Annotated in this window: 30 protein-coding genes, 1 tRNA gene and 1 pseudogene; 10 read left to right on the top strand and 22 right to left on the bottom strand. The window is 71.6% G+C overall.

The annotated features are described in order from the left end of the window. Positions 1-8: 8 nt before the first annotated feature. Positions 9-1,037: a mechanosensitive ion channel family protein gene (locus OVA21_RS10315; protein WP_069390418.1), complete on the top strand. Its 1,029-nt coding sequence runs from the start codon at positions 9-11 to the stop codon at positions 1,035-1,037. A gap of 37 nt (positions 1,038-1,074) precedes the next feature. On the opposite strand, the gene OVA21_RS10320 is transcribed toward OVA21_RS10315, so the two are convergent. The 9 genes and pseudogenes from OVA21_RS10320 to OVA21_RS10360 all read right to left on the bottom strand — a co-directional run bounded on the left by OVA21_RS10320 (position 1,075) and on the right by OVA21_RS10360 (position 9,731). Next, positions 1,075-1,473: a DoxX family protein gene (locus OVA21_RS10320; RefSeq protein ID WP_096907104.1), complete on the bottom strand. Its 399-nt coding sequence runs from the start codon at positions 1,471-1,473 to the stop codon at positions 1,075-1,077. Between the two features lie 5 nt (positions 1,474-1,478). Continuing rightward, positions 1,479-2,342, bottom strand: a complete 864-nt coding sequence (locus tag OVA21_RS10325; protein ID WP_069390420.1) for an SDR family oxidoreductase — start codon at positions 2,340-2,342, stop codon at positions 1,479-1,481. 108 nt (positions 2,343-2,450) lie between these two features. After that, entirely contained in the window at positions 2,451-3,704 is a 1,254-nt protein-coding gene (locus tag OVA21_RS10330) for an NADH:flavin oxidoreductase (protein ID WP_067713288.1), read from the bottom strand. Between the two features lie 200 nt (positions 3,705-3,904). After that, a complete protein-coding gene (locus OVA21_RS10335) occupies positions 3,905-5,158 on the bottom strand; it encodes an alpha/beta hydrolase fold domain-containing protein (RefSeq protein WP_067713286.1) in 1,254 nt (417 codons plus the stop codon). Between the two features lie 124 nt (positions 5,159-5,282). Continuing rightward, a tRNA-Ala gene (locus OVA21_RS10340) sits at positions 5,283-5,355 on the bottom strand. A gap of 113 nt (positions 5,356-5,468) precedes the next feature. After that, complete coding sequence (sepX, locus tag OVA21_RS10345) at positions 5,469-6,695, bottom strand: divisome protein SepX/GlpR (protein WP_096907103.1); 1,227 nt, start codon at positions 6,693-6,695, stop codon at positions 5,469-5,471. 132 nt (positions 6,696-6,827) lie between these two features. Beyond that, positions 6,828-7,496, bottom strand: coding sequence for a GNAT family N-acetyltransferase (locus OVA21_RS10350; RefSeq protein WP_082923740.1), 669 nt, complete (start codon positions 7,494-7,496; stop codon positions 6,828-6,830). 13 nt (positions 7,497-7,509) lie between these two features. Further along, positions 7,510-8,767 (bottom strand): annotated as a pseudogene (gene glp / locus OVA21_RS10355) (molybdotransferase-like divisome protein Glp). A 64-nt stretch (positions 8,768-8,831) separates the two neighbouring features. Next, the gene (locus OVA21_RS10360) at positions 8,832-9,731 is read right to left on the bottom strand and encodes a UTP--glucose-1-phosphate uridylyltransferase (protein ID WP_067713277.1); all 900 of its coding nucleotides are present in this window, start codon (positions 9,729-9,731) and stop codon (positions 8,832-8,834) included. Between the two features lie 64 nt (positions 9,732-9,795). Here OVA21_RS10360 and OVA21_RS10365 point away from each other — a divergent pair, with 64 nt between their 5' ends. The 4 genes from OVA21_RS10365 (at position 9,796) to mscL (ending at position 12,028) form a co-directional block, all read left to right on the top strand. Continuing rightward, positions 9,796-10,422, top strand: a complete 627-nt coding sequence (locus tag OVA21_RS10365) for a 5-formyltetrahydrofolate cyclo-ligase (RefSeq protein ID WP_067713276.1) — start codon at positions 9,796-9,798, stop codon at positions 10,420-10,422. A gap of 38 nt (positions 10,423-10,460) precedes the next feature. Then, positions 10,461-10,838, top strand: coding sequence for an FmdB family zinc ribbon protein (locus tag OVA21_RS10370; protein WP_082923739.1), 378 nt, complete (start codon positions 10,461-10,463; stop codon positions 10,836-10,838). A gap of 253 nt (positions 10,839-11,091) precedes the next feature. Further along, a complete protein-coding gene (locus OVA21_RS10375) occupies positions 11,092-11,520 on the top strand; it encodes a hypothetical protein (RefSeq protein WP_268092390.1) in 429 nt (142 codons plus the stop codon). A gap of 79 nt (positions 11,521-11,599) precedes the next feature. After that, positions 11,600-12,028: a large conductance mechanosensitive channel protein MscL gene (gene mscL / locus OVA21_RS10380; protein ID WP_067713269.1), complete on the top strand. Its 429-nt coding sequence runs from the start codon at positions 11,600-11,602 to the stop codon at positions 12,026-12,028. Between the two features lie 106 nt (positions 12,029-12,134). On the opposite strand, the gene OVA21_RS10385 is transcribed toward mscL, so the two are convergent. The 7 genes from OVA21_RS10385 to OVA21_RS10415 form a co-directional block, all read right to left on the bottom strand. Further along, positions 12,135-12,266 carry a hypothetical protein gene (locus OVA21_RS10385; RefSeq protein WP_268092391.1) on the bottom strand — a complete coding sequence of 44 codons (132 nt, stop codon included), beginning with the start codon at positions 12,264-12,266 and terminating at the stop codon, positions 12,135-12,137. Between the two features lie 14 nt (positions 12,267-12,280). Further along, complete coding sequence (locus tag OVA21_RS10390) at positions 12,281-12,799, bottom strand: MogA/MoaB family molybdenum cofactor biosynthesis protein (protein ID WP_200841576.1); 519 nt, start codon at positions 12,797-12,799, stop codon at positions 12,281-12,283. Positions 12,800-12,852: 53 nt separating this feature from the next. Next, positions 12,853-14,286: a S1C family serine protease gene (locus OVA21_RS10395; protein WP_216824147.1), complete on the bottom strand. Its 1,434-nt coding sequence runs from the start codon at positions 14,284-14,286 to the stop codon at positions 12,853-12,855. 61 nt (positions 14,287-14,347) lie between these two features. Further along, positions 14,348-15,739, bottom strand: a complete 1,392-nt coding sequence (locus OVA21_RS10400) for a HAMP domain-containing sensor histidine kinase (RefSeq protein WP_096907099.1) — start codon at positions 15,737-15,739, stop codon at positions 14,348-14,350. After that, positions 15,739-16,422 (bottom strand): response regulator transcription factor, encoded by a 684-nt coding sequence (locus OVA21_RS10405; RefSeq protein WP_069388691.1) that lies wholly within the window; start codon positions 16,420-16,422, stop codon positions 15,739-15,741. The genes OVA21_RS10400 and OVA21_RS10405 overlap by 1 nt, the downstream gene beginning before the upstream one ends. Before the next feature lie 193 nt (positions 16,423-16,615). Then, positions 16,616-16,786: a 50S ribosomal protein L32 gene (rpmF, locus tag OVA21_RS10410; protein WP_067713249.1), complete on the bottom strand. Its 171-nt coding sequence runs from the start codon at positions 16,784-16,786 to the stop codon at positions 16,616-16,618. A gap of 53 nt (positions 16,787-16,839) precedes the next feature. Beyond that, positions 16,840-17,097: a type B 50S ribosomal protein L31 gene (locus OVA21_RS10415; protein ID WP_067713246.1), complete on the bottom strand. Its 258-nt coding sequence runs from the start codon at positions 17,095-17,097 to the stop codon at positions 16,840-16,842. Positions 17,098-17,482: 385 nt separating this feature from the next. On the opposite strand from OVA21_RS10415, the gene rpmB reads away from it, so the two are divergent. From rpmB to OVA21_RS10440, 5 genes are all read left to right on the top strand, one after another. After that, positions 17,483-17,719: a 50S ribosomal protein L28 gene (gene rpmB, locus OVA21_RS10420; RefSeq protein ID WP_010542299.1), complete on the top strand. Its 237-nt coding sequence runs from the start codon at positions 17,483-17,485 to the stop codon at positions 17,717-17,719. 1 nt (position 17,720) lies between these two features. Then, complete coding sequence (rpmG, locus tag OVA21_RS10425) at positions 17,721-17,885, top strand: 50S ribosomal protein L33 (protein WP_010542298.1); 165 nt, start codon at positions 17,721-17,723, stop codon at positions 17,883-17,885. A gap of 3 nt (positions 17,886-17,888) precedes the next feature. Further along, positions 17,889-18,194: a 30S ribosomal protein S14 gene (rpsN, locus tag OVA21_RS10430; RefSeq protein ID WP_017836289.1), complete on the top strand. Its 306-nt coding sequence runs from the start codon at positions 17,889-17,891 to the stop codon at positions 18,192-18,194. A gap of 10 nt (positions 18,195-18,204) precedes the next feature. Further along, positions 18,205-18,462 (top strand): 30S ribosomal protein S18, encoded by a 258-nt coding sequence (gene rpsR, locus OVA21_RS10435; protein ID WP_007632792.1) that lies wholly within the window; start codon positions 18,205-18,207, stop codon positions 18,460-18,462. 183 nt (positions 18,463-18,645) lie between these two features. Then, positions 18,646-19,590: an AEC family transporter gene (locus OVA21_RS10440; protein WP_069388689.1), complete on the top strand. Its 945-nt coding sequence runs from the start codon at positions 18,646-18,648 to the stop codon at positions 19,588-19,590. On the opposite strand, the gene OVA21_RS10445 is transcribed toward OVA21_RS10440, so the two are convergent. From OVA21_RS10445 to OVA21_RS10470, 6 genes are read right to left on the bottom strand one after another with little or no spacing between them, the layout of a single operon-like run. Continuing rightward, positions 19,579-20,328 (bottom strand): CPBP family intramembrane glutamic endopeptidase, encoded by a 750-nt coding sequence (locus OVA21_RS10445; RefSeq protein ID WP_096907098.1) that lies wholly within the window; start codon positions 20,326-20,328, stop codon positions 19,579-19,581. The genes OVA21_RS10440 and OVA21_RS10445 overlap by 12 nt on opposite strands. After that, complete coding sequence (locus OVA21_RS10450) at positions 20,325-20,987, bottom strand: 3-oxoacid CoA-transferase subunit B (protein WP_096907097.1); 663 nt, start codon at positions 20,985-20,987, stop codon at positions 20,325-20,327. The genes OVA21_RS10445 and OVA21_RS10450 overlap by 4 nt, the downstream gene beginning before the upstream one ends. Further along, the gene (locus tag OVA21_RS10455) at positions 20,987-21,763 is read right to left on the bottom strand and encodes a CoA transferase subunit A (RefSeq protein ID WP_067713235.1); all 777 of its coding nucleotides are present in this window, start codon (positions 21,761-21,763) and stop codon (positions 20,987-20,989) included. Before OVA21_RS10455 ends, OVA21_RS10450 begins: the two co-directional genes overlap by 1 nt. A gap of 27 nt (positions 21,764-21,790) precedes the next feature. Continuing rightward, positions 21,791-23,440, bottom strand: coding sequence for an AMP-binding protein (locus OVA21_RS10460; protein ID WP_096907096.1), 1,650 nt, complete (start codon positions 23,438-23,440; stop codon positions 21,791-21,793). Between the two features lie 54 nt (positions 23,441-23,494). Next, positions 23,495-24,361: an HpcH/HpaI aldolase/citrate lyase family protein gene (locus tag OVA21_RS10465; RefSeq protein ID WP_268092394.1), complete on the bottom strand. Its 867-nt coding sequence runs from the start codon at positions 24,359-24,361 to the stop codon at positions 23,495-23,497. Next, entirely contained in the window at positions 24,358-24,873 is a 516-nt protein-coding gene (locus OVA21_RS10470; protein WP_096907094.1) for a MaoC family dehydratase, read from the bottom strand. The genes OVA21_RS10465 and OVA21_RS10470 overlap by 4 nt, the downstream gene beginning before the upstream one ends.

The following is a 24,873-nucleotide window of genomic DNA, read 5'->3' on the forward strand; positions in this document are numbered from 1 at the left end:
ATCTCCCGATGAGCGACGTGACCCAACAGTGGCTGGTCGAGAAGCCGGCCATGATCGCCCTGTACCTCGTGCTGGCGCTGCTGGTGCGGTGGGTGCTCCACCGGGGCATCGACCGGATCACCGCCCCGTCGAAGAACGCGTCCCCGTCCTCGTGGCGGCGCCGCCGACAGGAACGGGCCGACCGGCGCGCCGGCGCGCACACGGTCGAACTCGACCCCGACGGCGACCGCGGTGAGGTCACCGCCGACGAGAGTGGCGGTCTCACCGCCGCGAGTCTGAAGAAGAACAGTCGACGACGCTCCGCGGAGCACGTGCGGACCGAGCATCGACGCGCGGAACGGCGGGCACAGCGGATGGCCACCATCGGGTCGGTGCTCAAGTCGATCGTCTCGTTCGCCGTGCTCGTGTGGGTGGTGCTGCAGACCCTGGCCATCGTCGGCGTCAACGTGGCGCCCTTCATCGCGTCCGCCGGGATCGTCGGCGTCGCGCTGGGCTTCGGCGCCCAGGCCCTCGTCCGGGACTTCCTCTCCGGTCTGTTCATGCTCTTCGAGGACCAGTACGGCGTCGGTGACTGGGTCGACCTGGGCGAGGCCGAGGGCACGGTCGAGCACGTGGGACTGCGCGTCACCTCACTGCGGGACCTGCACGGGACGCTCTGGTACTGCCGCAACGGCGACATCGCCCGGGTCGGGAACTACAGCCAGGACTTCGGCGTCGCGTTCCTCGAGATCCCCGTGTCCTACACCGCCGACGTCGACCGGGCGTGCACCGTGGCCATCGAGACCGCCAGGCAGGCGGCGGCCGAGGAGCCGATCGCGTCGAACCTCATCTCGGGCCCGGAGCTCCAGGGCGTGAACGCGCTGGACGCGGACTTCTGGTCGCTGCGGATGACCGCGGTGACGCAGGCCAACACCCAGTGGGCCACCGAGCGGGAGCTGCGGCGCCGCATCCGCAACGCCTTCGACGAGGCCGGCATCGACGCCCCGTACCCGGACGGCCTCCCGGTGTCCGCGATGCGCGCGATGGCCTCGGGGTGAGGCCCGGGCGGCGACAGCCGTCCGCGCCCGGTCGGCGCTAGCCGCCCAGCACCCTGTCGATGCTGAACCGGCCGGCGCCGACCGCCGCCACGAGCAGCGCCCCCACCCCGAGCGCCACCACGAGCTCCCAGCCGTTCTGCGTGATGAACGGGCCGTTGGTGGCGTGGACGAAGTAGAACGCGCCGGCCATGTCCACGCCGAGCAGGATGCCCGCGAGCGGGGTGAGGAGCCCGGCGATGAGGGCGGCCCCCGCCACCAACTCCACCCCGGCGACGATCGCGGCGGTGACGGCCGGCTGCGGGATGCCGTAGCTCGAGAACTGCTCGGCCACCCGGCTCAGGCCGAGGGTGAAGAACTTCTGCCACCCGTGGGCCGCGAACACCACCCCGAGCCCGACACGGGCCAGGAGGATCGCGGCGTCCCGGAGGGTCTCCATCCCCCTCACGGGAGGATGCCCCGGCCGGCCTTGGCGAGTCGGCGGTGGAGGGCCGTCATCGCGATCTGGTAGAGCGGCGGGGCGAACTTCTGCGCGGCGAAGCCGATGCGGACGTCCGGGGAGGTGTAGACGAGGTAGCGCCCCTTGCGCACGCCCTCGAGCATCTTCTCGGCGGCCTGGTCCGGGGTGACCGCGTGGCGCCGGAACTGGTCGACGGTCCTGGCCACCTCGGGATCGGACCTGTCGACGCCCGCGATCTCGACGGTCTCCACGAGCGGGGTGTCGACGCCGCCGGGGCAGACGAGGTGCACACCGATGTCGTACGGCGCCAGGTCGAAGCGCAGGACCTCGGCGACGCCGCGGATCCCGAACTTGGCGGCACTGTAGGCGGCGTGCCACGGCAGGCCGAGCAGACCGGCGGCGGACGAGACCAGGACGAGCGCGGCGGGCTTGCGGGCGGTCATCATCGAGGGCACGAACGCCTCCACCACGTGGATGGTGCCCATGAGATTGACCTCGACCATCGACCGCCAGATCCGGTGCTCGAGCAGATCCGGGCGGCCCCAGGCCGAGTTGCCGGCCACGTGGAAGATCGCGTCGGGCGCACCGCTGTCGGCCACGACGCGCTCCCCGAACGCCATCACGGCCTCGTGGTCGGTGAGATCGAGCGCCTCGGCCACGAGCACGGGCGCACCGGCGTCCCGGCAGGCCTGCTCGGCGGAGGCCAGCCCCTCGGCGTTGAGGTCGGTGAGCACCAAGCGGGCGCCCTCATCCGCGAGCCGGAGGGCCGCCGCGCGACCGATCCCGCTGGCCGCGCCGGTCACCACGCAGACCCTGCCCCGGTAGTTCTTGATCCGTCGCCTCGACATCTACTCCCCCACGTCCGGGCCCGGATCGAAAAGCGGCGGGCCACCCGATGTGATCACCGTAGCGGCCCGACGGGGCACGTGAGGCGGGGACGGGCGGGCGCGTCCGCTCTACACGGGTGGCGTGGGGCTCGTCGCCTGGAGGGTGTCGTGGCCGCCGCGGGCGGGGATCGGCGGGACGTACTCGCGCAGCACGCAGCGGCTGCCGCTGTAGATGGTGGCCATACAGCGGTTGCAGTGCACGCAGAGCGACCGACGCCGGTCGTCCTCCTTGAGCTTGTTGGGTAGGTCGGGCTCACGCAGCAGGCCTCGGCCCATGGCGACGAACTCGAAACCGGCCCCCATCGCCTTGTCGATGGACGGCCGGTCGACGATCCCGCCGAGCAGCATCATCGGCAGGTCCACGGCCTCGCGGATCTGCCGGGCGTCGTCGAACATGTACGCGTCGGTGTACGGGTACTCCTTGAACATCTTCGGACCCACGACCTTCATGCCCATCTTGATCACCGCGGGCTGGGTGGCGGCGAACTCCTCCAGGGGCGCGGCGCCCTTGAACAGGTAGATGGGGTTGAGCAGGGAGCTGCCGACTGTCATCACCAGCGCGTCGGCGGAGCCGTCCTGCTCGAGCCACTGGGCGACCTGGCGGGCCTCGTCGATCCAGAACCCACCGGGCACGCCGTCGTCCATGTTGAGTTTGATCGTCACCGCGATCTTGTCGCCCATGGCGTCGCGGATGGCGCGGCCGATGCGGCGGGCGAAGCGGGCGCGGTTCTCCAGCGATCCGCCGTAGGAATCCTTGCGCCGGTTGAGCTTGGGGCTGAGGAACTCGCTGACGAGGTAGTTGTGACCGAAGTGCACCTCGATGGCGTCGAAACCGGCCTCATACGCACCGCGGGCGGCGCGGACGTGGTCGGACACGATCCGGTCGATGTCCGCCTCCGTGCACGCCTTGGTGATCGCCAGGCCGGTGGGCGCCGGGATCCGGGACGGCCCGAGCGGGGGCAGCCCGTTGGACGACCCGTTGGCGACGGCCCCGGCGTGACCGACCTGGGCGGAGATCGCGGCGCCCTCGGCGTGCACGGCGTCGGTGAGCTTGCGCAGCATGCCACCGTCGTCCATTCCCCAGTGGTATTGGTGCTTGTCGGTGCGGCCCTCGGGGGAGGTCGCGAGGTAGGCCACGGTCGTCATGCCCACGCCGCCGCGCGCGTACTCGGCGTGGAACTCGATGAGCTCGTCGGTGATGCGCCCCTTGGGACAGCGCCCCTCGAAGGTCGCGGCCTTGACGATGCGGTTGCGCAGCGTCACGTTGCCGATCTTGCCGGGGCTGAAGACATCGGGTGCGGGTGTTCCGGGCGCGAGACTCATGAGCAGAACTATAACCTGTTCCACCCGCCCCGTCCCCTGTCTGGCCAGCGCATTTGTCGTGATTCGCCGCAGGCACCCTACGCCGGGCGGCGCTACCGCCCGCCACCTGCAGACCATAGGTTGGCCTTACCCGCTTCAGACGCCCGCACCGATCTCCACGAGCGATACGCCGCAGGCGGTCGTCACGATCCCCGATCCCATCAGTCCTCCCGTCGGGGATCCGAGGCACCGCCGACCGCGCTCCCGATGTGGACCGCGAGCACGGCCAGCGCTGAGGCGCCCTCCGGGGTGCCCGCCACGACCGGAAAGCAATGGATCATCCCGGGCCAGACCCTCAGGTCGATCGTCGCGCCACGCGAGCGACTGGCCTCGACGAAGCGGCGGACGTCGTCGACCACGAAGTCGTCGCCGCCGCACACGATCGCGGTCGGTGGCGCCGACGCGTCGAGGGGGCGCCGGGCGGGTGAGACCCCCGGGTCGTCGACCGGGACGTTCCCGGCATAGGCGTCGCGACAGGCGCGGGCCAGCCTCGGCGGCGTGCGCGGGTCGAACGCGCCACTCCACCGGGCCGCGCCGGCCTGCCGCCCCGGGCCGGTGCGCCCGGCCAGGTCGACCCAGGGGCTGACCAACGCCAGGGCGGCCGGACGCTCCCCACTGCGGCGGAGGCGGTCGAGCAGCCCGAGGGCGAGGGCGCCGCCCGCGGAGTCCCCGGCGACGGCGACGCGCGCTGCGCCACCGACACGCTCGGCGAGATGACGGAACGCCACCTCGGCGTCGTCGAGGGCGGCCGGGTACCGGTGCTCGGGCGCGAGTCGGTAGTCGGGGACGTAGGCGGTCGATCCGGACAGCCGGGCGAGCGTGGTCGCCATGGTGGCGTGCGTGTCCGCTGAGCCGGCGACATAGCCACCACCGTGCAACACGAGCAGCCCCGGGGCATCCGCCGGCCCGTCGATCCAGAGCCCGGGGACGGGAGCACCGTCGGCCGGTCGGGCCACCCGGCGGGATCCCGTGGCCCGCGACGCGCCCGTGGCCACCGCGCGCATCGCCCGGATCCACCTCCGGTCGAACGGTGCGACGGTCAGCACGGGGCGGATGACCAGCTGCAGGCCGAGGCGTTGGAGGCGTGCCGGGAGGCTCGGCCGGCGGGTGAGCGTGATCCGACGGTCGGCCTCGGTGACCAGACGACGCGCCAGCAGGGCGACGAGCGCCGCGATGACACGGGCGACGACCGTGCCGACGACCCGATCGGACGTCCGGATGGAGCACTCCCACTCGAGCTCGCCACCACCGCCTGGCAGGGCGCGCACGGTGACGGCGCCGGGGTGACGTCGGCCGAGCCCGCGCAACAGCGCAGGCGCCCACTCCTGCCACCGCGCGGCGTCGGAGGCGAGGGAGAGCACGTCACCGGGCTCGGCCGAGAAGCGTTCGACGATCGTGAAGGAGTGAACGGCCACTGCCCCAGCTCACCACAGCGCCAACTCACCACAGCGCCAACTCACCACAGCGCCAACTCACCACAAAGCGGAAAGGCCGTCCCCGCTTGCGCGGAAACGGCCTTGAGAACTCGTAGTCCTTGGGTGGAGCTAAGGGGAATCGAACCCCTGACCTTCTCGATGCGAACGAGACGCGCTACCAACTGCGCTATAGCCCCTCGCCGCCCTGGCGGGCGACGATGTCACCCTCGCGGGCGACGCTGCCGCCCTCTCGAGCAGCGTGGAACACCTTACCAGGATGGTCGGTCCCCCGACCAAACCGGGCCGCCGATCAGCCCACCGCGCGCCGCAGCGGTGCGTGCTGCCGACGCCTGTGATCGTGGTGCCCGGGGTCGGAGTCCAGATGATCGTCGAACGTATCGAGGACGTCGAACGCCGGGTCCTCGTCGTCGATCTCCAGCACGACCGCACCGGGACGCCGCAGGCGGGGCGGCACCACGGACAGCTCGTCGTCCTCGCGGGACTCCACACCGAGCCGGGCGCGACGCATCCTCTCGACGCGGCGCCGGCGCAGGCTCTCCTCGAGCTTGACCTGGCGGCGCAGGTAGGTCAGGTAGGCGGCGAGCAGCAGTACCGAGCCACCCGCGAACCACCAGACGGCGGGCACGGTGAGCAGCGCGGCGATCACGGTGACGACGGACAACGCCACGAGGATGAGCGCGGTGCGCTGGCGCGCGTGGGCCCGCTGCTCGGCGGCCTCGCGGTCCGCCATCGGGTCGTAGGCCCCGCGCCCGCGACGCCGCTCGGCGAAGCTCAGATCGGCGTCGGTGAGCTCGACCTCGGGCTCGGCCGGGCGTCGGCGCCCACGATGGGTGAGCACGGCCTCCTCGTCGATGCCCGCGGCGTCCTCGGCGTGATCGGTCCGAGCCGCGGTCCGCCCCCCCGCCGTGCCCTCGACGAGCTCGCCGTCGACGACCACCGGTCGCCGGGTCTCGTCGTCCGCCTCTGCGCCCGACACGTCCGAGTCCGCGGCCGCCGCGCCCACGCCGTTCGAGCGGAGGTCGCCGACCCGGGCGCCCACAGCCGAGGCGGACCGCTCGTCCACCCCTGCGACCGCCCTGGCCGGGTCGTGCTCGTCGACAACGGGGACAGCCGGGATCTCGGAGGTGACCTCCTCGGCGGCCGGGTCCCCGGCCACCGCGGCGCGCCGCTCCTCCATCGCCCGGCGGACGGCCTCGCCCCGACGGCCGGCGGCCTCACGGCGCAGGGTCTGCTCGAGCAGGTGCTCCCACGTCTCGGTGTCGAGCAACTCGGCGTCCGTCGCGCCCGCCCCGGAGGGCAGACCGAAAAGGGAGTCCTCGTCCTCGGCCTGGACCGGGTCGGCGGCGGCACGGCCACGACTGGGTACCAGACGGCCGGAACCGCCGGAGTAGAGCGTGCGCGTCTGGGCCAGTGCGTCACCGGTGCGGCGGATGGGATTCCGCGACCGGATGAGCATCGGCGCGAGGACGAACAGCCAGACCACCACCAGCAGGATGATCAGCAGCGAGCTCGACATCGATCAGGCCTCCTCGAGCGTCTACCCCGACACGGGACGTCGTGGTGAGGTCCCAACCGTATCGGGGCCCGAGCCCCGTCCAGTGACGGCGCGCCGCAGGTCACGATGCTCAGGACATACTCAGACGCGCGGTCACGCGCGTCGCGCCAGACCCGCCTGCACCAGAGCCGCGACGGCGCCCCGGCCGTGCTCCTCGCGGGTCCGTGCCACCAGGAGATGATCGCGCCACGCCCCGTCGACGTGGAGGTAGCGCCGCAGCAGCCCCTCCTCGCGGAAACCGCACCGGTCCAGCACCACGCGGCTGGCGGTGTTCTCCGGCCGGACGGTGGCGTCGACCCGGTGCAGTGCTCCCGGACCCAACGCGTGGTCGACACCCAGCGCCAGGGCGGCGGTGGCCACCCCGCCACCGAGGAAGGGTCGCCCCACCCAGTAGCCGATCCAGCCGGAGTGCAGCGCGCCGCGGACGATCCCGCCCACGGTGAGCTGCCCGCAGAAGCGGCCGTCCAACTCGATGGCGGCGGGCAGGCTAGCGCCGGCGCGGGCGTAACGCTTGAGCTGGGCGTGGATGGGGGGCCAGGCGCGCGCGGAGTTGTTCTCGTGCCAGCTCCCCTCAACGGTGGGCTCCCACGGTTCGAGGTGGTCCCGCTCGAACAACCGCAGCGCCGCCCAGTCCCGGGCGTCGCGGCGGCGGACCGGGCGCAGGGTCACGACCCCTGCGCGCACCCGCACCGGCCCGGCCTCGATCGGCCACCCGGGGCGGGTCACCGTGTCGGCGGCGAACGCGCTCCACGGTCCGCTCACGTCGCCGGCCCGGTCACCCGCGCTGGGCGAGGAACATCACGTCGACCTCGTCACCCGTACGAACCGCGGTGACGCCGGGGTCGATCACGACGAGGCAGTTCGCCTCCGCCAGCGAGGCCAGCAGGTGGGTGGACGACCCCTGGGCGCCGCCGAGGGCGCGGACCAGGTACTCGCCGGTGTCGGTGTCGCGCATCAGTTGTCCGCGCAGGTAGCCGCGCCGACCCTCGACCGACGAGATCGGCGCGACGGTCCGTGCGCGGACGGTGCGGCGCATGGGCTGGCGCTTGCCGAGGGCGATCCGGATGAGTGGGCGGACCATGATCTCGAAGACCACCAGGGCGCTCACCGGGTTGGACGGCAGGAGGAAGGTGGGGACCTCGTCGCGTCCGAGCCGCCCGAACCCCTGGACCGACCCGGGATGCATCGCCACCCGGTTGACCTCGATCTGGCCGAGCTCGGCCATGACCTGGCGGATGCGGGTGGTCGCCTCACCGCCGGCGGCGCCCGAGACCACGACGAGCTCGCTGCGCACGAGTTGACCCTCGAGGACCTCGCGCAGGCGGGACGGTTCGTTACTGGCGATGCCCACGCGGTGGACGTCGGCGCCGGCGTCCCGGCCGGCCGCGGTGAGGGCGTAGGAGTTGACGTCGTAGACCTGTCCGGTGCCGGGCCGGCCGTCGACGTCGACGAGTTCGTCGCCGACGGAGATGACCGCCATCCGCGGCTTGGGGTGCACCAATACCTTCGCGCGCCCGACCGAGGCGAGCAGGCCGACCTGCGCCGGTCCGATGATGCTGCCCGCGCGCACCGCCACGTCCCCGGGCTGCACGTCGTCGCCGACCCGTCGGACGTAGTCCCCGGTGCGGACGGCGCGGGAGGGGTGATGTGACGCCCGTCGGCGGTGGCCCATCCGATCGGCAGGACCGCGTCCGCGAGCGTGGGCAGCGGCGCGCCGGTGTCCACCCGGACGGTCTGGCCGGGCTGGAGGCGGGTCGGCTGGCGGGATCCGGCGGTGATCTGACCGACCACGGGCAGTGTCGCCGGTCCGGCCGGGCCGTCCCCGCCCTGGGGGTGGGTCCGCCGGCGCGCACGTCGACGCTGCGCACCGCGTACCCGTCGATCGCGGCCTGGTCGAACGCCGGCAGCGGCCGCTCCGCCACGACCTCCTCGGCGCACAACAGACCCTGCGCCTCGGAGATCGCCACACGGACCGGGCGCGGGGCGACCGCGGCCGCCGTCACCAGCGCCAGCTGTTCCTCGACGGAGCGCACCCAGTGTCCCCTTCCCGTACCAGTCACCGCCCGCCGAGCGGGCCCGCCTCACCTACGGTGCTCGTCAGGAACCCAGTCGGTCCGAGAGCCACTCGCGCAGATCGTCCGCGTACGCCGGGTTGTCCAGAGCGAAGTCCACGCAGGCCTTGATGTAGCCGCCCGGGTTGCCCAGGTCGTGCCGCGTACCGTCGTGGACCACCACGTGCACGGGATGTCCCTCGCCGATGAGCAGGTCGATCGCGTCGGTGAGCTGGAGCTCGCCGCCCGCACCCGGCTCGATCCGGCGCAGCGCGTCGAAGATCGCCCGGTCGAGCACGTACCGCCCGGCCGCGGCGAGGTTGGACGGAGCGTCCTCGGCGGCGGGTTTCTCGACCATGCCGAGCACCTTCTTCACCGACGGGTCATCGGTGTCCTCGACGCGGAACACGCCGTAGGACGACACGTCCTCCGGATCCACCTCGAACGCGCACAGCACGCTGCCGCCGCGGGCCGCGCGGACCGCCGACATCCGGCCGAGGATCCCGAACGGCAGGACGAGGTCGTCCGGCAGCAGTACGGCCACCGCCTTCTCCTCGTCGCCGAGCACCGACTCCACCTGCGCGACCGCGTGACCGAGCCCCAGCGGCTCGTCCTGGCGCACGTCCACGACCTCGATGAGCCCGGGGGCGCGCTGGACCTTGTGCAGCAGGACGTCCTTGCCGCGGTCGGACAGCGTGTCCTCGAGGACCTGGTCCTCGGAGAAGTGCGCCATCACGCCGACCTTGCGCTCGGAGGTGACGATCGCGAGTCGGCCGGCGCCGGCCTCGGTGGCCTCCTCGGCGATGAGCTCGATGCCCGGGGTGTCCACGACCGGTAGCAGTTCCTTGGGCACCGTCTTGGTGGCGGGCAGGAACCTGGTCCCCAGGCCGGCCGCCGGCACGACGGCGGTCCGGAACTGCGGGTCGACAGAGGTACTGGACGTCATGGCGACCACCTTAGACCTCGCACCCGCCCCCTCGGGGTGGCGCCACGCGCGGCAGACTGGGGTCATGCAGTCCGACCGGCCCGATCGTACCGACGAGACCGTCGCCCTCTCGGTCGCCAAGACGCGGTTGCGCCGCGAGGCCCTCGATCGCCGGGCCGCGGTGCCGGCGCCGGTGCGCGCCGAACGCGACCGGAGGATCCTCGGGCGCCTGGGGGGCGTCGTCACCGCCGGGATGGTGGTCTGCGCGTACGTCCCCGACGACGACGAGGCCGGCGGACGGGGTCTGGCAGAGGAACTCACCCGGTGCGGTGCGCGGGTGTTCCTGCCGGTCTCGCCGGTGGTCGGCCCGTTGCAGTGGGCGGCGTACGCGGGGCCGGCGGACCTGGTCCCGGGACGGTTCGGCATCCCCGTCCCGTCGGCCCCGCCCGCCGGGCCGGAGTTCATCTCGGGTGCCGATCTCGTCCTCGTCCCCGCCGTCGCCGTGGACCGGTCCGGGAACCGGCTCGGCCGGGGCGGTGGCTACTACGACCGGTCCCTCGCGTTGACCGGCCCGCGCACGAGGATGCTCGCGCTGCTGGACTCCGAGAACGTCGTCGACCACGTCCCCGCCGAGCCACACGACCGGCCGGTCGACGGCGTCATCACCCCGGAGGCGGTTCTCGACTTCGGAACTTGGCACTCGCCGGAGTAGAGTGCCAAGGCGTTATCCGATACTCCTCGGGAGGCCCGATGCCCACCTACTCCTACCGGTGCCGCGACTGCGACGTCGCCTTCGACATCCAGCAGTCCTTCGACGAGGACTCGCTGACGGTCTGCCCCCGGTGCGACGGCACGCTGCGCAAGCTCTTCAACACGGTCGGCGTCGTCTTCAAGGGCTCCGGCTTCTACCGCACCGACAGCCGGGCCTCCGGCGACAGCGGCTCGGCCGGCAAGGGATCGGCCGGCAAGGGATCGGGCGGCAGTTCGTCCGGCAGCGGTTCCTCGGGCTCCGGCTCGTCGGACAGTAGCTCCTCGACGTCCGGCTCCTCGGGATCCGGCTCGGGCTCCGGCTCCGGCGCATCCACCGGCTCGGGCTCCTCCTCGGGGTCGTCGACCTCGTCGTCGTAACCGGCACCGTCGTCACCGGCACCGTCATCATCACCTGCCGGGGCACCGCCCGCCGGTTCTCCCCGCGCGGTTATCCACACCCCCGGCCATCTCCACAGGCGTCGCACCTCCACGCGCCCGGAGCGGCATGGCCGCCCCGCCGCGCCGCTACGGTCTGATCGAACGGCACCGGCCCGCCCGGCGCCCACCGATCCGGCGCTCGAGTCGAGCGCACCGACCGACGGGGGACCCCATGCGCCGCACCATCGCCTCGGTGACCACACCCGGGCGGTGGCGGCGGCGCCGCGCGGTTCGGATCGGGCTCGCGGCCGCGCTCGTCGTGGCCGCCCCGTTCGTGGACCGATCCGGCGCCCCGGATCCGGCGGAGCTCACCGCCCCGGCCGCCGCCGCGGGACCCGGCGACGATCCCGCTCGCGGGCCGGTCCGGGTGGTGCCCGTCCCGCTCGCCGACCCGACCGTGGCCGATCTGCTCCGGCCCGGCGACCTGGTCGATCTCGTCGGCACCGCCGAACTCGCCCCGGGGCAGCCGCCCGCGCTCGTCGCCCACGCCGCCCGGGTACGGGACGCCCCCGTGGGACGGTCGGGCGCGCGATCCCTCCTCGTCGAGGTCCCCGCGGCCGACGCCGCCCGCCTCGCCGCGACGGCCGCCGGGACCCCGCTGGCCGTCGTGGTCCACGGTTGAGATGCCCGGAAGCGGCACGGCCGGGTGGTATCGTCACCGGATCCGGTGAGAAGACCCGTCTGGGAAAGGGGCGCCACGAATGCTCAAGGGCTTCAAGGAATTCATCATGCAGGGCAACGTGATCGATCTGGCGGTCGCCGTCGTGATCGGCACCGCGTTCGCCTCCATCGTCGACGCGTTCACCAGCGCGATCATCAACCCGCTGATCGCGCTGCTCGGAGGGGACCGCGAGATCGGATTCGCCGTCCAGCTCCTGGACGGCAATCCCGAGACGGTCATGGACTTCGGGATGCTCATCACCGCGATCATCAACTTCCTGCTGATCGCGGCCATCATCTACTTCGTCCTGGTCGGGCCGATGAACAAGATGAAGGAGGCCGCCGCCAAGCGCAAGGGCATCGAGGCCCCCGCCTCGGACAACGACCTCCTCGTGGAGATCCGCGACCTGCTCGCCGGCCGCCCGCTCACGCACCCGTCCGAGCCGGACAGCCCGTCGAGCAACGCCTGATCGACTCCGGTCCGCGTTCCACGGTCTACGTTCCACGCCCCGTCGGCGCCGTCATGGCCGGCGGGGCGTCGGCGTCTGCCGGAGGTGGCGCTGCGTCGCCGTGGAGTCAGCCGTGATGCGGCGGACGCTGATCGCGCCACCAGTCGTCGTCGATCCGACTGTCCGCGGTGCGCGCCTCGTCCGAGGTCGTCTCGGGCAGGATCTCCCCGAACACCTCGTCGAGTCGCGCCCGGTCCACCGGCCGCGGATCCGTCACAGTTCGTCGAAGGCGGACAACTGCGCCACCACGTACGAGACGAGCGGGCACAGGGTCGCCATCCCGTCGCGGATGGCCGCGCGGCTCGGCGCGAGGTTGGCGACCACCGTGCTTCCGGACACCCCCACGTAACCGCGCGAGACGATCGAGTCCACCGCGCCGGCCGTGAGACCCGACGACCGGATGGCCTCGGCGATGCCGGGCAGTCGCTGGTCGAGGATCTCCTCGGTGACCTCGGGCGTGATGTCCCGGGGACCGACCCCGGTGCCCCCCACCGTCACGACGAAGTCGAATCCACCGACCACCGCCGTCTCGAGGGCCTTGCGCACCTCCGCCTCGTCCGACGCCACGCCCACGACACCGCCGACGAGGAACCCCTCCTCCTCGAGGAGCTCCGTGACCAGCGGACCGATGGAGTCCTCCCGCTCGTTGAGGCGGTCGGTCACCACCACGACCATGGCGCGTCCGGCGATCTGCGGCTCGACCGGCTCGACGGCCGCGGGGTCGAAGTCCATACCGGTGGGGAGCTTGCGGCCCCCGGGCAGAGCCCGCGGGTCAAATCTGGTGCTCATCTGGCCTCTCCCAGCATCACGTCTACGGTGTTCGGCGAATCGCCCTCACGAGAAGCATAGGTGACGGTCACGGTGTCCCCCGGCGCCTGGGACCGGATGGCCGCGACGAGCGCGTCGCCGCCCTCGATGAGCCGATCCCCCACCCCGGTGATGACCGCGCCCTGCTCGATCCCCGCGCGCTCGGCGGGCCCACCCGGCTCGACGGCACGCACCAGCGCGCCGTCGCCCTCCGGCGAGTCGCTGACCGAGACCCCGAGCACCGCGCGGGTCGCGTACTGCTGCTTGATCAGCTGGTCGGCGATCCGCCTGGCCTGGTCCACCGGGATGGCGAAGCCCAGGCCGATCGATCCCGAATTGCCCGATCCCAACGACGCGATGGCCGAGTTGATCCCGACCAGTTCGCCGTTCATGTTGACCAGCGCGCCGCCCGAGTTGCCCGGGTTCACGGCTGCGTCGGTCTGGATGGCGTCGATCACCGTGCTCTGGTCCGACTGGGCGCCGCCGGCCCGCACCGGGCGGTTCAGCGCGGAGACGATGCCGGTCGTGACGGTACCCGACAACCCCAGTGGCGACCCCACCGCGGCCACGGCCTGTCCCTCGGTCAACGTCGCCGAGGTGCCCAGGGCGATGGGGGTGAGCGGGCGGGAGGTCTCCGCCTTGATGACCGCGATGTCGGTGGCCGGGTCCGTGCCGACGACGCTCGCGGGAGCCTTGGAGCCGTCGTCGAAACGCACCTGGATCTGGCCCCCGGCGAGAGCTGCGCCGATGACGTGGCTGTTGGTGATGATGAGGCCGTCGGCGGTCAGCACCACCCCGGACCCCTCGCCGCGGCCCGTCTGGGAACGCACGTCGATCGACACGACGCTCGGCAGCACCTTGTCCGCCACCGCCTCGACGGTGCCGTCGGGCGCCGTCCCCTCGGGCTGGGTCGCGCTGATGGGCGAGGACAACCCCGCCGCGGACCCACCGGCGACCGTCGCACCGATCCACCCACCGAGCCCACCGGAGACGAGCATGGCGGCCACGATGCCGGCCGCGAGCAGGCCCCGGCCCGACTTCCGTTGGCCCTGCGGCGTCCCGGGCTCCACACCCGGCCCGGCCCCGGGGTGGGGCGGCGGGCCCGAGGGGGGCATGGCGTCCGCGGGTCGCCACGGTCCGGCCTGCCCCTGCCCCTGCCCCTGTGCGGGGTGCTGCCCCTGCCCCTGCGCCTGTGCGGGGGGCTGTGCGGGGTGCTGTGCGGGGAAGGCCGTGGTGGGCCGATCGGTTCCACCCCACCCCTGGGCCATGCCGTAGGGATTCTTGGCGGCGTAGGGGTTCTGGCCGGAGGGTCCGTGTGCGGGTCCTTCGAGACCTGCACCCGATCTACCGGCCCACTCGTCCGGGGACCCGGGTTCGCCCCTGCCCCGGCCGTTCTCGTTCTCGTTCTCCATGAGTCCCATGGTTCCCGATGGCGCTGTGTGCCCGCTGAGACGGTGCGCGCCACCCCGGGACTCACCCGGTCGGCTGCTCGCTTCCGGGGATGGTCACCCGCACCAGTGCGCCGCCGCCCTCGGCGTCGCTGATCTCGACGGTTCCGCCGTGTCGGGTCGTGACCTGTCGGACGATGGCCAGCCCCAGACCCGACCCCGGCATCGCGCGCGCCTCGTGCGAGCGATGGAAGCGCTCGAAGACCAGCTCGCGGTCCTGTTCGGGGATGCCGGGCCCCTGGTCGGCGACAGTCAGTTCCATCACCGCGTCGGAGATGGGCCGCATCCGCACCGTCACCGTCCCGCCGGTGGGACTCCACTTGGCCGCGTTGTCGCACACGTTCAGCACCGCACGCTCGATCCCGGCCGAGTCGCCGAAGGAGTACCAGGGCATCAACTCGACGTCGAAGTCCACGTCGTGCCGGCGACGCCGGACCCGCTCGAGGGCCCGTTCGACCGCGTCGGAGACGGCCACCGGCTCCAGCTCGACCTCCCCGGAGTCCTCGCGGGCGAGCTCGACCAGATCCCCGACGAGCTGACTGAGTTCCGAGATCTGCCCCACGACGTCTGCCTCGAGTTCGTTCCGGTCGGCGTCGGGGATCGTCCGCGCGCCGGGGCGACTGGCCGCGATGAGCAACTCGACGTTCGTCCGCAGACTCGTCAGTGGCGTCTTGAGTTCGTGCCCGGCGTCCGCGACGAGCCGCGCCTGTCTCTCCCGGCTCTCCCCCAGCGCGACGAGCATCTGGTTGAAACTGCTCGTCAGGCGGGCGATCTCGTCGTCACCGGCCACGGGGATCGGCCGCAGATCATCGGTGCGGGCGATGCGTTCCACGGCCCTGGTCAGCCGGGCCACCGGCGCCAACCCGGTGCGGCCGACGGCCGTCCCGGCCACCGCGGCCAGGGCGATGCCCGCTGCCCCGACGAGCGTGAGCACGATCGCCAGACGGTTCAACGCAGCACGGGTGGGGCTGAGGTCCTGGGCCAGGATGAGGGTCGAGCCGTCTCGGACCCCGACCGCGTAGATCTGCTTGCCCCCGGAGGTACGCAGGCTCGACTCGGCCTCGCCGTGCACGACCGCGATCTCCGGGCCACCGATCTGGAAGGGCTCCCCGGTCGCGGTGCGCACCCCGGAGGGAGCGACGATCTGCGCGTCCAGGTTCGGGTTGAACGCCCGCAGTGCGATCAGCGTGCTGCGCGACTGCAGGGCGAACTCGGAGGCGAGTTGGCTGTTGACCAACTGGTCGGCCTGCTGCTGCAGGCGGTTGTTGACATCGCTGTACATCGACCCCGACACGACGAAGTACGCCGCGACGGCCATGAGGGCGACCGCGACACCCACCGAGCTCGCCGCCAGCAGCGTCACCCGCTGGTGCAGGGAGATCGGTGCGGACCCCGTCCGCATCGTGCGGGCGGGCACTACGGCGTCTCGCGCAGCACGTAACCCACACCGCGCACGGTGTGGATCAACCGGCTCTCACCCTCCCCTTCCGTCTTACGCCGTAGGTAGCCGATGTAGACCTCGAGAGCGTTACCCGAGGTCGGGAAGTCGTAGCCCCACACCTCCTCGAGGATGTGGCTCCGGGTGAGGACCCGGCGTGGGTGGTGCATGAGGAGCTCGAGCAGGGAGAACTCGGTGCGGGTCAGCTGGATCCGGCGCTCGCCGCGGGTGACCTCGCGGGTCGCGATATCCATCCGCAGGTCCTCGAACTCCAGCACCTCGTCGACCTCCTCGGCGTCCGTGCCGCGACGACGCAGCAGAGCCCGCAGGCGGGCGAGGAGTTCCTCCAACGCGAAGGGTTTGGGCAGGTAGTCGTCGGCCCCCGCGTCCAGACCAGCGACCCGCTCGGAGACGGCGTCCCTCGCGGTGAGCATGAGCACCGGCAGGTCGTCCCCCCTGCTGCGCAGGATCCGGCACACCTCGAGCCCGTCCCGACGGGGCATCATCACGTCGAGGATGACCGCGTCGGGCCGGTTGGTGTCGACCCTCTCGATCGCCTCGATGCCATCGCCGGCGAGCTCCACGTCGTAGCCGTTGAAAGTCAGGGAGCGCCGGAGCGATTCGCGCACGGCCTGGTCGTCGTCGACAACGAGAATCTTCATGACGGGATTCTCGCCCACCCGACTGAAGCGCGGCTGAGGATCCGCCCCGGAGGGCCGCCGCCACGCGCGCCACAGACGCCGACGAGCCCGACGGGTCCGTGTGGACCCGCCGGGCTCGTGACCGGGCGTGTGCGTGCGGCGCCCGCGGCGCCGCCGTGCTCAGCTGCGCCCCGGGGGCGGCAGCCGACGCGGCTCAGCGGTCGAGGTTGACCAGGCCGAGCTGAGCGGCCTTGACCAGACGACGCGGCAGCGCCACGGGGCGGCCGTCGATCTTGGTCTCCTGGAGGGCGACGTTGTCGGCCTTCCACTGGGACCGGCGGGAGTGGGTGTTGGCACGCGAGAGGCGGCGCTTCGGAACTGCCATGATTATCGTCCTCGGGGTCTAGGAGGGTGGTCGGGGCGCGGACGCCCCGCTGCTCACTTGCGGCGGGTGCGGTTGCCGTAGCGACGCTGGAACTTCTCGACGCGGCCGGCGGTGTCCATGACGCGCTGCGCGCCGGTCCAGAACGGGTGCGACTCGCTGGTCACGTCCACGACGATGAGCGGGTACGTCTGACCGTCCTCCCACTCGACAGTGCGGCTGCTGGTCGCGGTGGAACGGGTGAGGAACTTGGTGCCCGTGCCCGAGTCCTGGAAGACCACCGGGTGGTAGTCGGGGTGAATGTCGTTCTTCATACTGGATCCCTCTAGCTCGGTAGAAGTCTGTGGGTCTGGCGCTCGCTCCTGCAAGAGCGCGCAACTGCCAGTGGCCGAACCGGGGATCCCGGTGTCAGCACACGCATCGGTAGATCGTACCCGTAGGATGGCCGGGCACCCAATTCGTGCGGCGCGGACATCCGGCCGCCGGAGCCGGTCCGGCCGCCTTTATGCCCACTGACGTGCCGATTACCGTTTCACGCGGTCGGGCCGTAAACTAGACCATCGCTGTTGTCTGCACGTTTGCTATCGCCTCTCACGGTGCTCGCGACGTGGCGGTAAGCCCCCCGTACGGCCCAGGCCGACCGAGGGTGCCCCCTCCGCCGCGCGCCACCGCAGGACGGGGCGGAAGGAGAACCACGCCATGTCGGCGCATTGCCAGGTAACGGGACGGAAGCCGGGTTTCGGCAAGTCCGTCTCGCACTCACACCGCAGGACCAACCGTCGCTGGAACCCGAACATCCAGCGCCGTAGCTACTTCGTGCCCTCCGAGGGTCGTCGCGTCACGCTGACGGTCTCGACCAAGGGCATCAAGACCATCGACCGCGATGGCATCGAGGCCGTCGTGGCCCGCATCCGCGCCCGTGGGGAGAAGATCTGAGATGGCTCGTAACGACATCCGCCCCATCATCAAGCTGAAGTCCACGGCCGGTACCGGGTTCACGTACGTGACCCGCAAGAACCGTCGCAACAATCCGGACCGCATCGTCCTCAAGAAGTTCGACCCGGTCGTCCGTAAGCACGTCGAATTCCGAGAGGAGCGCTGACTCGTGGCCAAGAAGTCCAAGATCGCGCGCAACGAGCAGCGCAAGGCCAAGGTCGCCCGGTTCGCCGAGCGTCGCGCCGAGCTCAAGGCAATCATCAAGAACCCCGAGAGCACGGACGAGGCACGTATGGATGCCCAGACCGCTCTCAACAAGATGCCGCGTGACGCCTCGCCCGTGCGGGTGCGTAACCGCGACGTCGCCGACGGTCGCCCCCGCGGCTACCTCCGCAAGTTCGGCCTCTCCCGCGTCCGCATGCGCGAGATGGCCCACCGTGGCGAGCTGCCCGGTGTCACGAAGTCGAGTTGGTGAGTAGGTAACCATGGCTAAAGCACGTAGCACCCCGTCCAAGAAGATCCGCGCCCAGGAGGGCCGTCGACCCAAGAAGAACCCGTTGAAGGTGGCGGGTATCGAGACGGTCGACTACAAGGACGTCAACACCCTCCGTACGTTCATCTCCGATCGCGGCAAGATCCGTTCGCGTCGGGTCACCGGCCTCACGCCGCAGCAGCAGCGTCAGGTCGCCGTCGCGGTCAAGAACGCCCGCGAGATGGCCCTGCTGCCGTTCACCAGCCGCTGAGTCACCACTCGGCGCGGGTGAACCGGACCGCCCGTCCCGCCTGCGGCCTCTAGCCGCCGACTCAGGCAACAGCAACCCGATCGGGGTCGTGCCTCCTCACGCAGGAGTGCGCGACCCCGATCGGCGTTACCGCGCCTACCGCTCCCCTCTCCCCCTCCCCTCCCCGACACCAGGAGTCCACCCGTGGCCGGCGTCCTCAACGGCTTCGCCGTCATCGTCGCGCTGGTCGCGCTGGGCTGGATACTCGCCCGCACCCTGGTCCTCGGCACGGACGCGCACCTGGTGCTCAACCGGCTCGTCTTCTACGTCGCCACCCCGGCACTGCTGTTCGACTCCCTCGCCCGCACCACCCTCGACCAGGTCTTCACCGGCGTGTTCGTGGTGTCCGCGGTGTCGGCGATCATCGTCGCGGTCCTGTACGTGGCGATCGCCCGGCTGTGGCTCAAGCGCCCGGCGGCGGACCTCGTGGTGGGTGCCCTGTCCGCCGGCTACGTCAACTCCGCCAACCTCGGCATCCCCATCGCGCTGTACGTCCTCGGGGACCTCGGGTTCGTCATGCCGCTGCTGCTCTTCCAGGTGGTGGTCCTCCAACCGGTCGCCATCGCCGTGCTGGAGCGGGCCGCGCGGGCCGAGGGGTCGGACGGCGGCGGGGACGGGGGCGCGCTCGGTGCGCTACTGCAGTCGGTCCGCACCCCGATCGTCCTCGCTGCGCTCGCGGGCGTCGTCGTCGCCGCCCTGCCCTGGACGCCGCCCGAGACTCTCCTGGAGCCCGTGCACCTGGTCGGCCAGATCTCCGTCCCCGGCGCCCTGCTGGTGTTCGGCATGTCGCTCTACGGAGTCAAGGTGCTCGAGGCCGGCGCCTCGCCCCGCCGGGAGATCTTCCTCGCGAGCGCACTCAAGCTCGTCGCCCACCCCGTGCTCGCGTACGCCATCGGCGCCGGGCTGATGGGCATGCAGGGTCACGAGCTTCTCACGGTGGTGGTCGCCGCCGCGTTGCCCACCGCGCAGAACGTCCTCGTGGTCGCGACCCGGTACGGACACGGGACACTGCTGGCCCGGGACTCCGCCGTCCTCACGACCCTCGGCGCGCTGCCGGTCCTCCTGCTGGTCTCGGCGCTACTGGCCTGACCCGGCGGCGATCACGCCGGTGAACACGATCGCGTTGTTGACGCCGTGGAGCACGATGCCGGGCACGATCGACCGGTACCACTCTGCCATCGCGCACAGTGAGATCCCCACCACCAGCAGGTACGGCAGCGCCGGGGGCAGCAGGTGCACGGCGGCGAACACCGCTCCCGCGAGCGTGATCCCCGCGACGGCCCGCAGCCGCGCCCGCAGGGCCGGCAGCACGATGCCGCGGAACACGACCTCCTCCGCCACCGGGATGAGCACGGCGACGGTCAGCAGCCCGAGGGCGGCGAACACCGGCCCGCCGGCCGCCAGGTCCGCGATCGCCGCATCGGCCTCATCCCCCGTCGACTCGGCGCCCGCCCCCAGGGGGATGAGCACGATCATCGAGGCGGTGACGCCGGCCGCCATCACCGCGGGGATCTGCCACGCCAGGTGCCAGGGAGAGCGGTCCGGTGGCCGGAGGCCGACGTCCGCCCACCCGAGACCGCGCCGGCGCAGGAGGTGGATCCGCACCGCGAGCAGCGCGGCCACGGCGGTGCCGGCGAGGACGACCAGGGCGAGGAGCGCGGTGTCGGGGCGGCCGGCCCCGAGGGTCCGTGCCGTGACCAGGCCGAGGAGGACGACGACGACGAGGGAGGCCCCGTACACGAGGACCCACGCCAACGCCGAGAGCGCCGCCCGGCCCCGGACCGGTGTGGTCCAGAGGCCGGGCGGCGCCGGCGGCGGCGGGGTCACCTGAGGTGCTCGGCCACCCGGAACGGCGCGTCGGTGGCCGCCTCGATCTGCTCGACGGTGACCCCGTCGACGATCTCGATGAGGGTCAGCCCGTCGGCGTCCCGGTCGAACACGCCCAGCTCGGTGATGATCCGGTCGACGCAGCCCAGGCCGGTCAGCGGCAGGGAGATCTCGGAGACGATCTTGGAGGAACCGTCCTTGGCGACCTGGTCCATGACCACGACGATCCGGCGGGCGCCCACCACGAGGTCCATGGCCCCGCCCATGCCCTTGACCATCGCGCCGGGGACCATCCAGTTGGCGATGTCACCGGCCGGGTTGACCTCCATCGCGCCGAGGATCGCCACGTCGATCTTGCCCGAGCGGATCATGCCGAAGCTCATCGCCGAGTCGAAGATCGCCGACCCCGGCAGGGTCGTGACGGTCTCCTTGCCGGCGTTGATGAGGTCCGGGTCGACGTGGTCGGGGTGCGGGTACGGCCCGATGCCCAGCAGCCCGTTCTCGGACTGCAGAGTCACGTTGACGCCCTCGGGGACGTAGTTGGGGACCAGGGTCGGCAGGCCGATTCCGAGGTTGACGTACTGGCCGTCCTCCAGTTCCAGGGCCGCGCGGGCGGCCATGGCCTTGCGGTCGCGTCCGAGTCGTGCGGGCGTGCTCATCAGCGCTGTCCTTCCGAGGGCGGGTTGGTGGTGGTCTTCTCGATCCACTTGGTCTGGGCGACCTGCTCCGGGGTCAGTTCCACCAGGCGGTGGACGAAGATGCCCGGGAGGTGGATGTCGTCGGGGGCGAGCTCTCCGACCTCGACGATCTTCTCGGCCTCGACGATGCACACCCGGCCGGCCATCGCCGCGAGCGGTGAGAAGTTGCGGGCCGTGAGGTTGAACCGGAGATTGCCGTTGCGGTCGGCCACCGCGGCGCGCACCAGCGAGTAGTCGGCCTCGATGGCCTGCTCGAGCACGTAGGTCTCGCCGCGGATCTCGCGGGTCTCCTTGGGCGGGGAGGCCACCGCGATCCCGCCGGCCGAGTCGTACTTCCACGGCATGCCGCCGTCGGCGACGAACGTGCCGACGCCGGTGCGGGTGAAGAACGCCCCGATGCCGGACCCGCCCGCACGCATCCGCTCGGCGAGCGTGCCCTGCGGGGTGAGCTCCACCTCGAGCTCACCGGACAGGTACTGGCGGGCGAACTCCTTGTTCTCCCCGACGTAGGAGGAGACGATGCGCCGGAGCTTGCCGCTCTCCAGCAGGATGCCGAGGCCCTTGCCGTCGACGCCGGCGTTGTTGGAGAACACCTCGAAGTCCCCGACGTCGCGGGCGGCGAGGGCCTCGATGACGATCTGCGGGATCCCGCTCAGGCCGAACCCGCCGGCGGCGATGGACGCCCCGTCGGGGATGTCCGCGACGGCCTCCGCCGCGGTCATGATCTTGCTGGACATACACGCACTCCTTGGGTGTGGGGGCGGTCAGGCGATGCCGAGGATCTCGATGGCGCTCTTGCGCATGTCGACCTTGCGGACCTTGCCGGTGACGGTCATGGGGAACTCGTCGACCACGTGGACGTACTTCGGGATCTTGTGGCGGGCGAGCTTGCCGGTGGCGAACTCGCGGACCTCCTCGGCCGTGAGATCGTCGCGTCCCGGCTTGAGCCGGACCCAGGCCATGAGCTCCTCGCCGTACTTGGGGTCGGGCACGCCGATCACCTGGGCGTCGAGGATGTCCGGGTGGGTGTAGAGGAACTCCTCGACCTCCCGCGGGTAGATGTTCTCGCCACCGCGGATAACCATGTCCTTGATGCGGCCGGTGATGCGGACGTAACCGGCGTCGTCCATCTCCCCGATGTCGCCGGTGTGCATCCAGCCCTCGGGGTCGATCGCCTCGGCGGTCTTGTCCGGCTGGTCCCAGTAGCCCAGCATGACGCTGTAGCCCTTCGTGCAGAACTCGCCGGCCTCGCCGCGCGGCAGGGTGGCACCGGTCGACGGGTCGACGATCTTGATCTCGAGGTGCGGCCCGACCCGGCCGACCGTGGACACGCGCCGGTCCAGCGAATCGTCCCGACGGGTCTGGGTGGACACCGGCGAGGTCTCCGTCATGCCGTAGCAGATGGAGACCTCCTCCATGTTCATCCTGTCGATCACCTGACGCATGGTGGATTCGGGGCACGGCGAGCCGGCCATGATCCCGGTGCGCAGCGTGGACAGGTCGTAGGAGTCGAAATCCTCCAGCGCGAGCTCGGCGATGAACATCGTGGGCACGCCGTAGAGACTCGTGCACTTCTCCTGCTCCACCGCGCGCAGCGAGGCCGCGGGGTCGAACGCGGGCGCCGGGATGACCATTGCCGATCCGTGGCTGGTGCACGCGAGGTTGCCCATCACCATGCCGAAGCAGTGGTAGAAGGGCACCGGGATGCACACCCGGTCGACCTCCGTGTAGTTGACGAGCTCGCCGACGAAGTACCCGTTGTTGAGGATGTTCGAGTGCGAGAGCGTGGCGCCCTTGGGGAAGCCCGTGGTGCCGGAGGTGTACTGGATGTTGATCGGGTCGCCCGGCTGCAGTGCGGCGCGGATCGACGCCAGTTCCTCGGCGTGGGTGGGGCCCGAGACCAGCGACTCCCACTCCTCGTCGCCGAAGAGCACGACCAGTTCGAGGTCGGGGCAGTTCGGCTGGACCTGCGCGAGCATCCCGGTGTAGTCGGAATCCTTGAACTGGGGGGCGGCGACGACGGCCTTGATCCCCGCCTGCTTGAGCACGTACTCCAGCTCGTGGACCCGGTAGGACGGGTTGATGTTGACCAGCACCGCGCCGATCTCGGCGGTGGCGTACTGGACCATCACCCACTCCCACCGGTTGGGCGACCAGATCCCCACCCGGTCGCCCGCACGGATGCCGAGGCGGTGCAGTCCGGAGGCGAGGCGGCGGACGTCGGCGAGGAACTCGGCGTAGGTCCACCGCCGGTCGGCCTGCACGTCGACGAGCGCGTCGCGGTCGCCGAACCTCTCGACGGTCGCCGCGAGGTTCTCGGGGATCGTCTGGGTGAGCAGGGGGACGTCGGTCTCTCCGCGCGTGTGGGACCCGGCGGGGTCGAGGGTCGTGGAATCGAGATCGGTGGTGGTCATCTCGGTACTCCTTGGGGGTGGGGCCGGACGGCCCACGGGGTGGGGATTGCGGTATCAGGTGGCGCCGGCCGCGGCGCGACGCATCGTCGCCTCGGCCTGGCGGAAGACGGGACCGTCGACCATGCGACCGTCCAGCCGGAACACGCCCTGGTTGTGTTCCGCGGCGGCGAGGACCTTCCGGGCCCAGGCCACCTCGTCGTCGTCGGGGGCGTAGGCCTCGCGGACCACCGCGACCTGGGACGGGTGGATACACGCGGTGGCCACGAATCCCAGCGCGACGGCGTCGAGCGCCTCGGCGCGCTGACCGGAGGAGTCGGCGATGTCCAGGTGCACGGAGTCGACCGCCCACCGACCGAACGCGGCCGCGGCGAGCGCGACCCGCGCCCGGGCGTGACGGGGCACGTCGCGGTACTCCCCCGCCTCGCGGGGGCCACCGGCCTCGGCGGAGGAGAACCGGCTGGTCGATCCGCCCATCGCGGCCAGGAGGTCCTCGGCGCCCCACATCATCCCGGCGCACCCGGGCGCGGCGGCGATCTCCTCCGCGCGGACGACGCCGAGCGGGGTCTCGACCAACGCCAGCACAGCGGCGCCGGTCGTCGAGTGCAGATCCGTGACCTGCGCGGCGGACTCGGTCTTGGCCAGCATCACGCAGCGGTAGTCCGTGTCGGCCAGGGCCTCGAGGTCAGCCGCGTGGTCGTCGGTGCCGGTCGGGTTGACCCGCACGATCGTCCGGTCCGGATCGAGTGTCGAGGCCCGCAGCGCCTCACGGGCCGCGGGGCGGTCCGCCGGTGCGACGGCGTCCTCAAGGTCGACGATCACGACGTCCGCGCGGTCCGCCGCCTTGCCGTAGCGCTCCGGCCGGTCGGCCGGGCAGAACAGCAGTGCCGGGCCGGGCGGGATCCAGGCGGGTGCGGGGGTCATGCCGTGGCCTCCTCGCCCGGGCCCGACTCCGTCGGCCGCTTGCGGACGAGCGTCTTGCGGACCGCCTTGGCCACGATGTCGCCGTGCTGGTTGCGGCCGATGTGCTCGAGGGTCACGATGCCCTCGCCCGGCCGCGACTTCGACTCGCGCTTGTCGGTGCACACGGTCTCCGCGTACAGCGTGTCACCGTGCAGGACCGGCTTGGGGAAGCTGACCTCGGAGAAGCCGAGGTTCGCCACGATCGTGCCCTGGGTGAGCTGGGCGACCGACAGTCCCACGAGCGTCGACAGCGTGTGCATCGAGTTCATGAGCCGCTCGCCGCCGAAGCCCGGCTGCTCGGCCGACCACGCCGCGTCCAGGTGCAGGGCCTGCGTGTTCATCGTCAGCGTGGTGAACAGGACGTTGTCCGTCTCGGTCATCGTGCGCCCGGGGCGGTGGAGGTAGGCGGTCCCCACCTCGTACTCCTCGAACCACAGGCCACGCTGGACGACCTCTCTGCGCTGGTCTGTCAT

The organism is Dietzia sp. SL131 (assembly GCF_026672565.1).
Classification (GTDB): domain Bacteria; phylum Actinomycetota; class Actinomycetes; order Mycobacteriales; family Mycobacteriaceae; genus Dietzia; species Dietzia kunjamensis.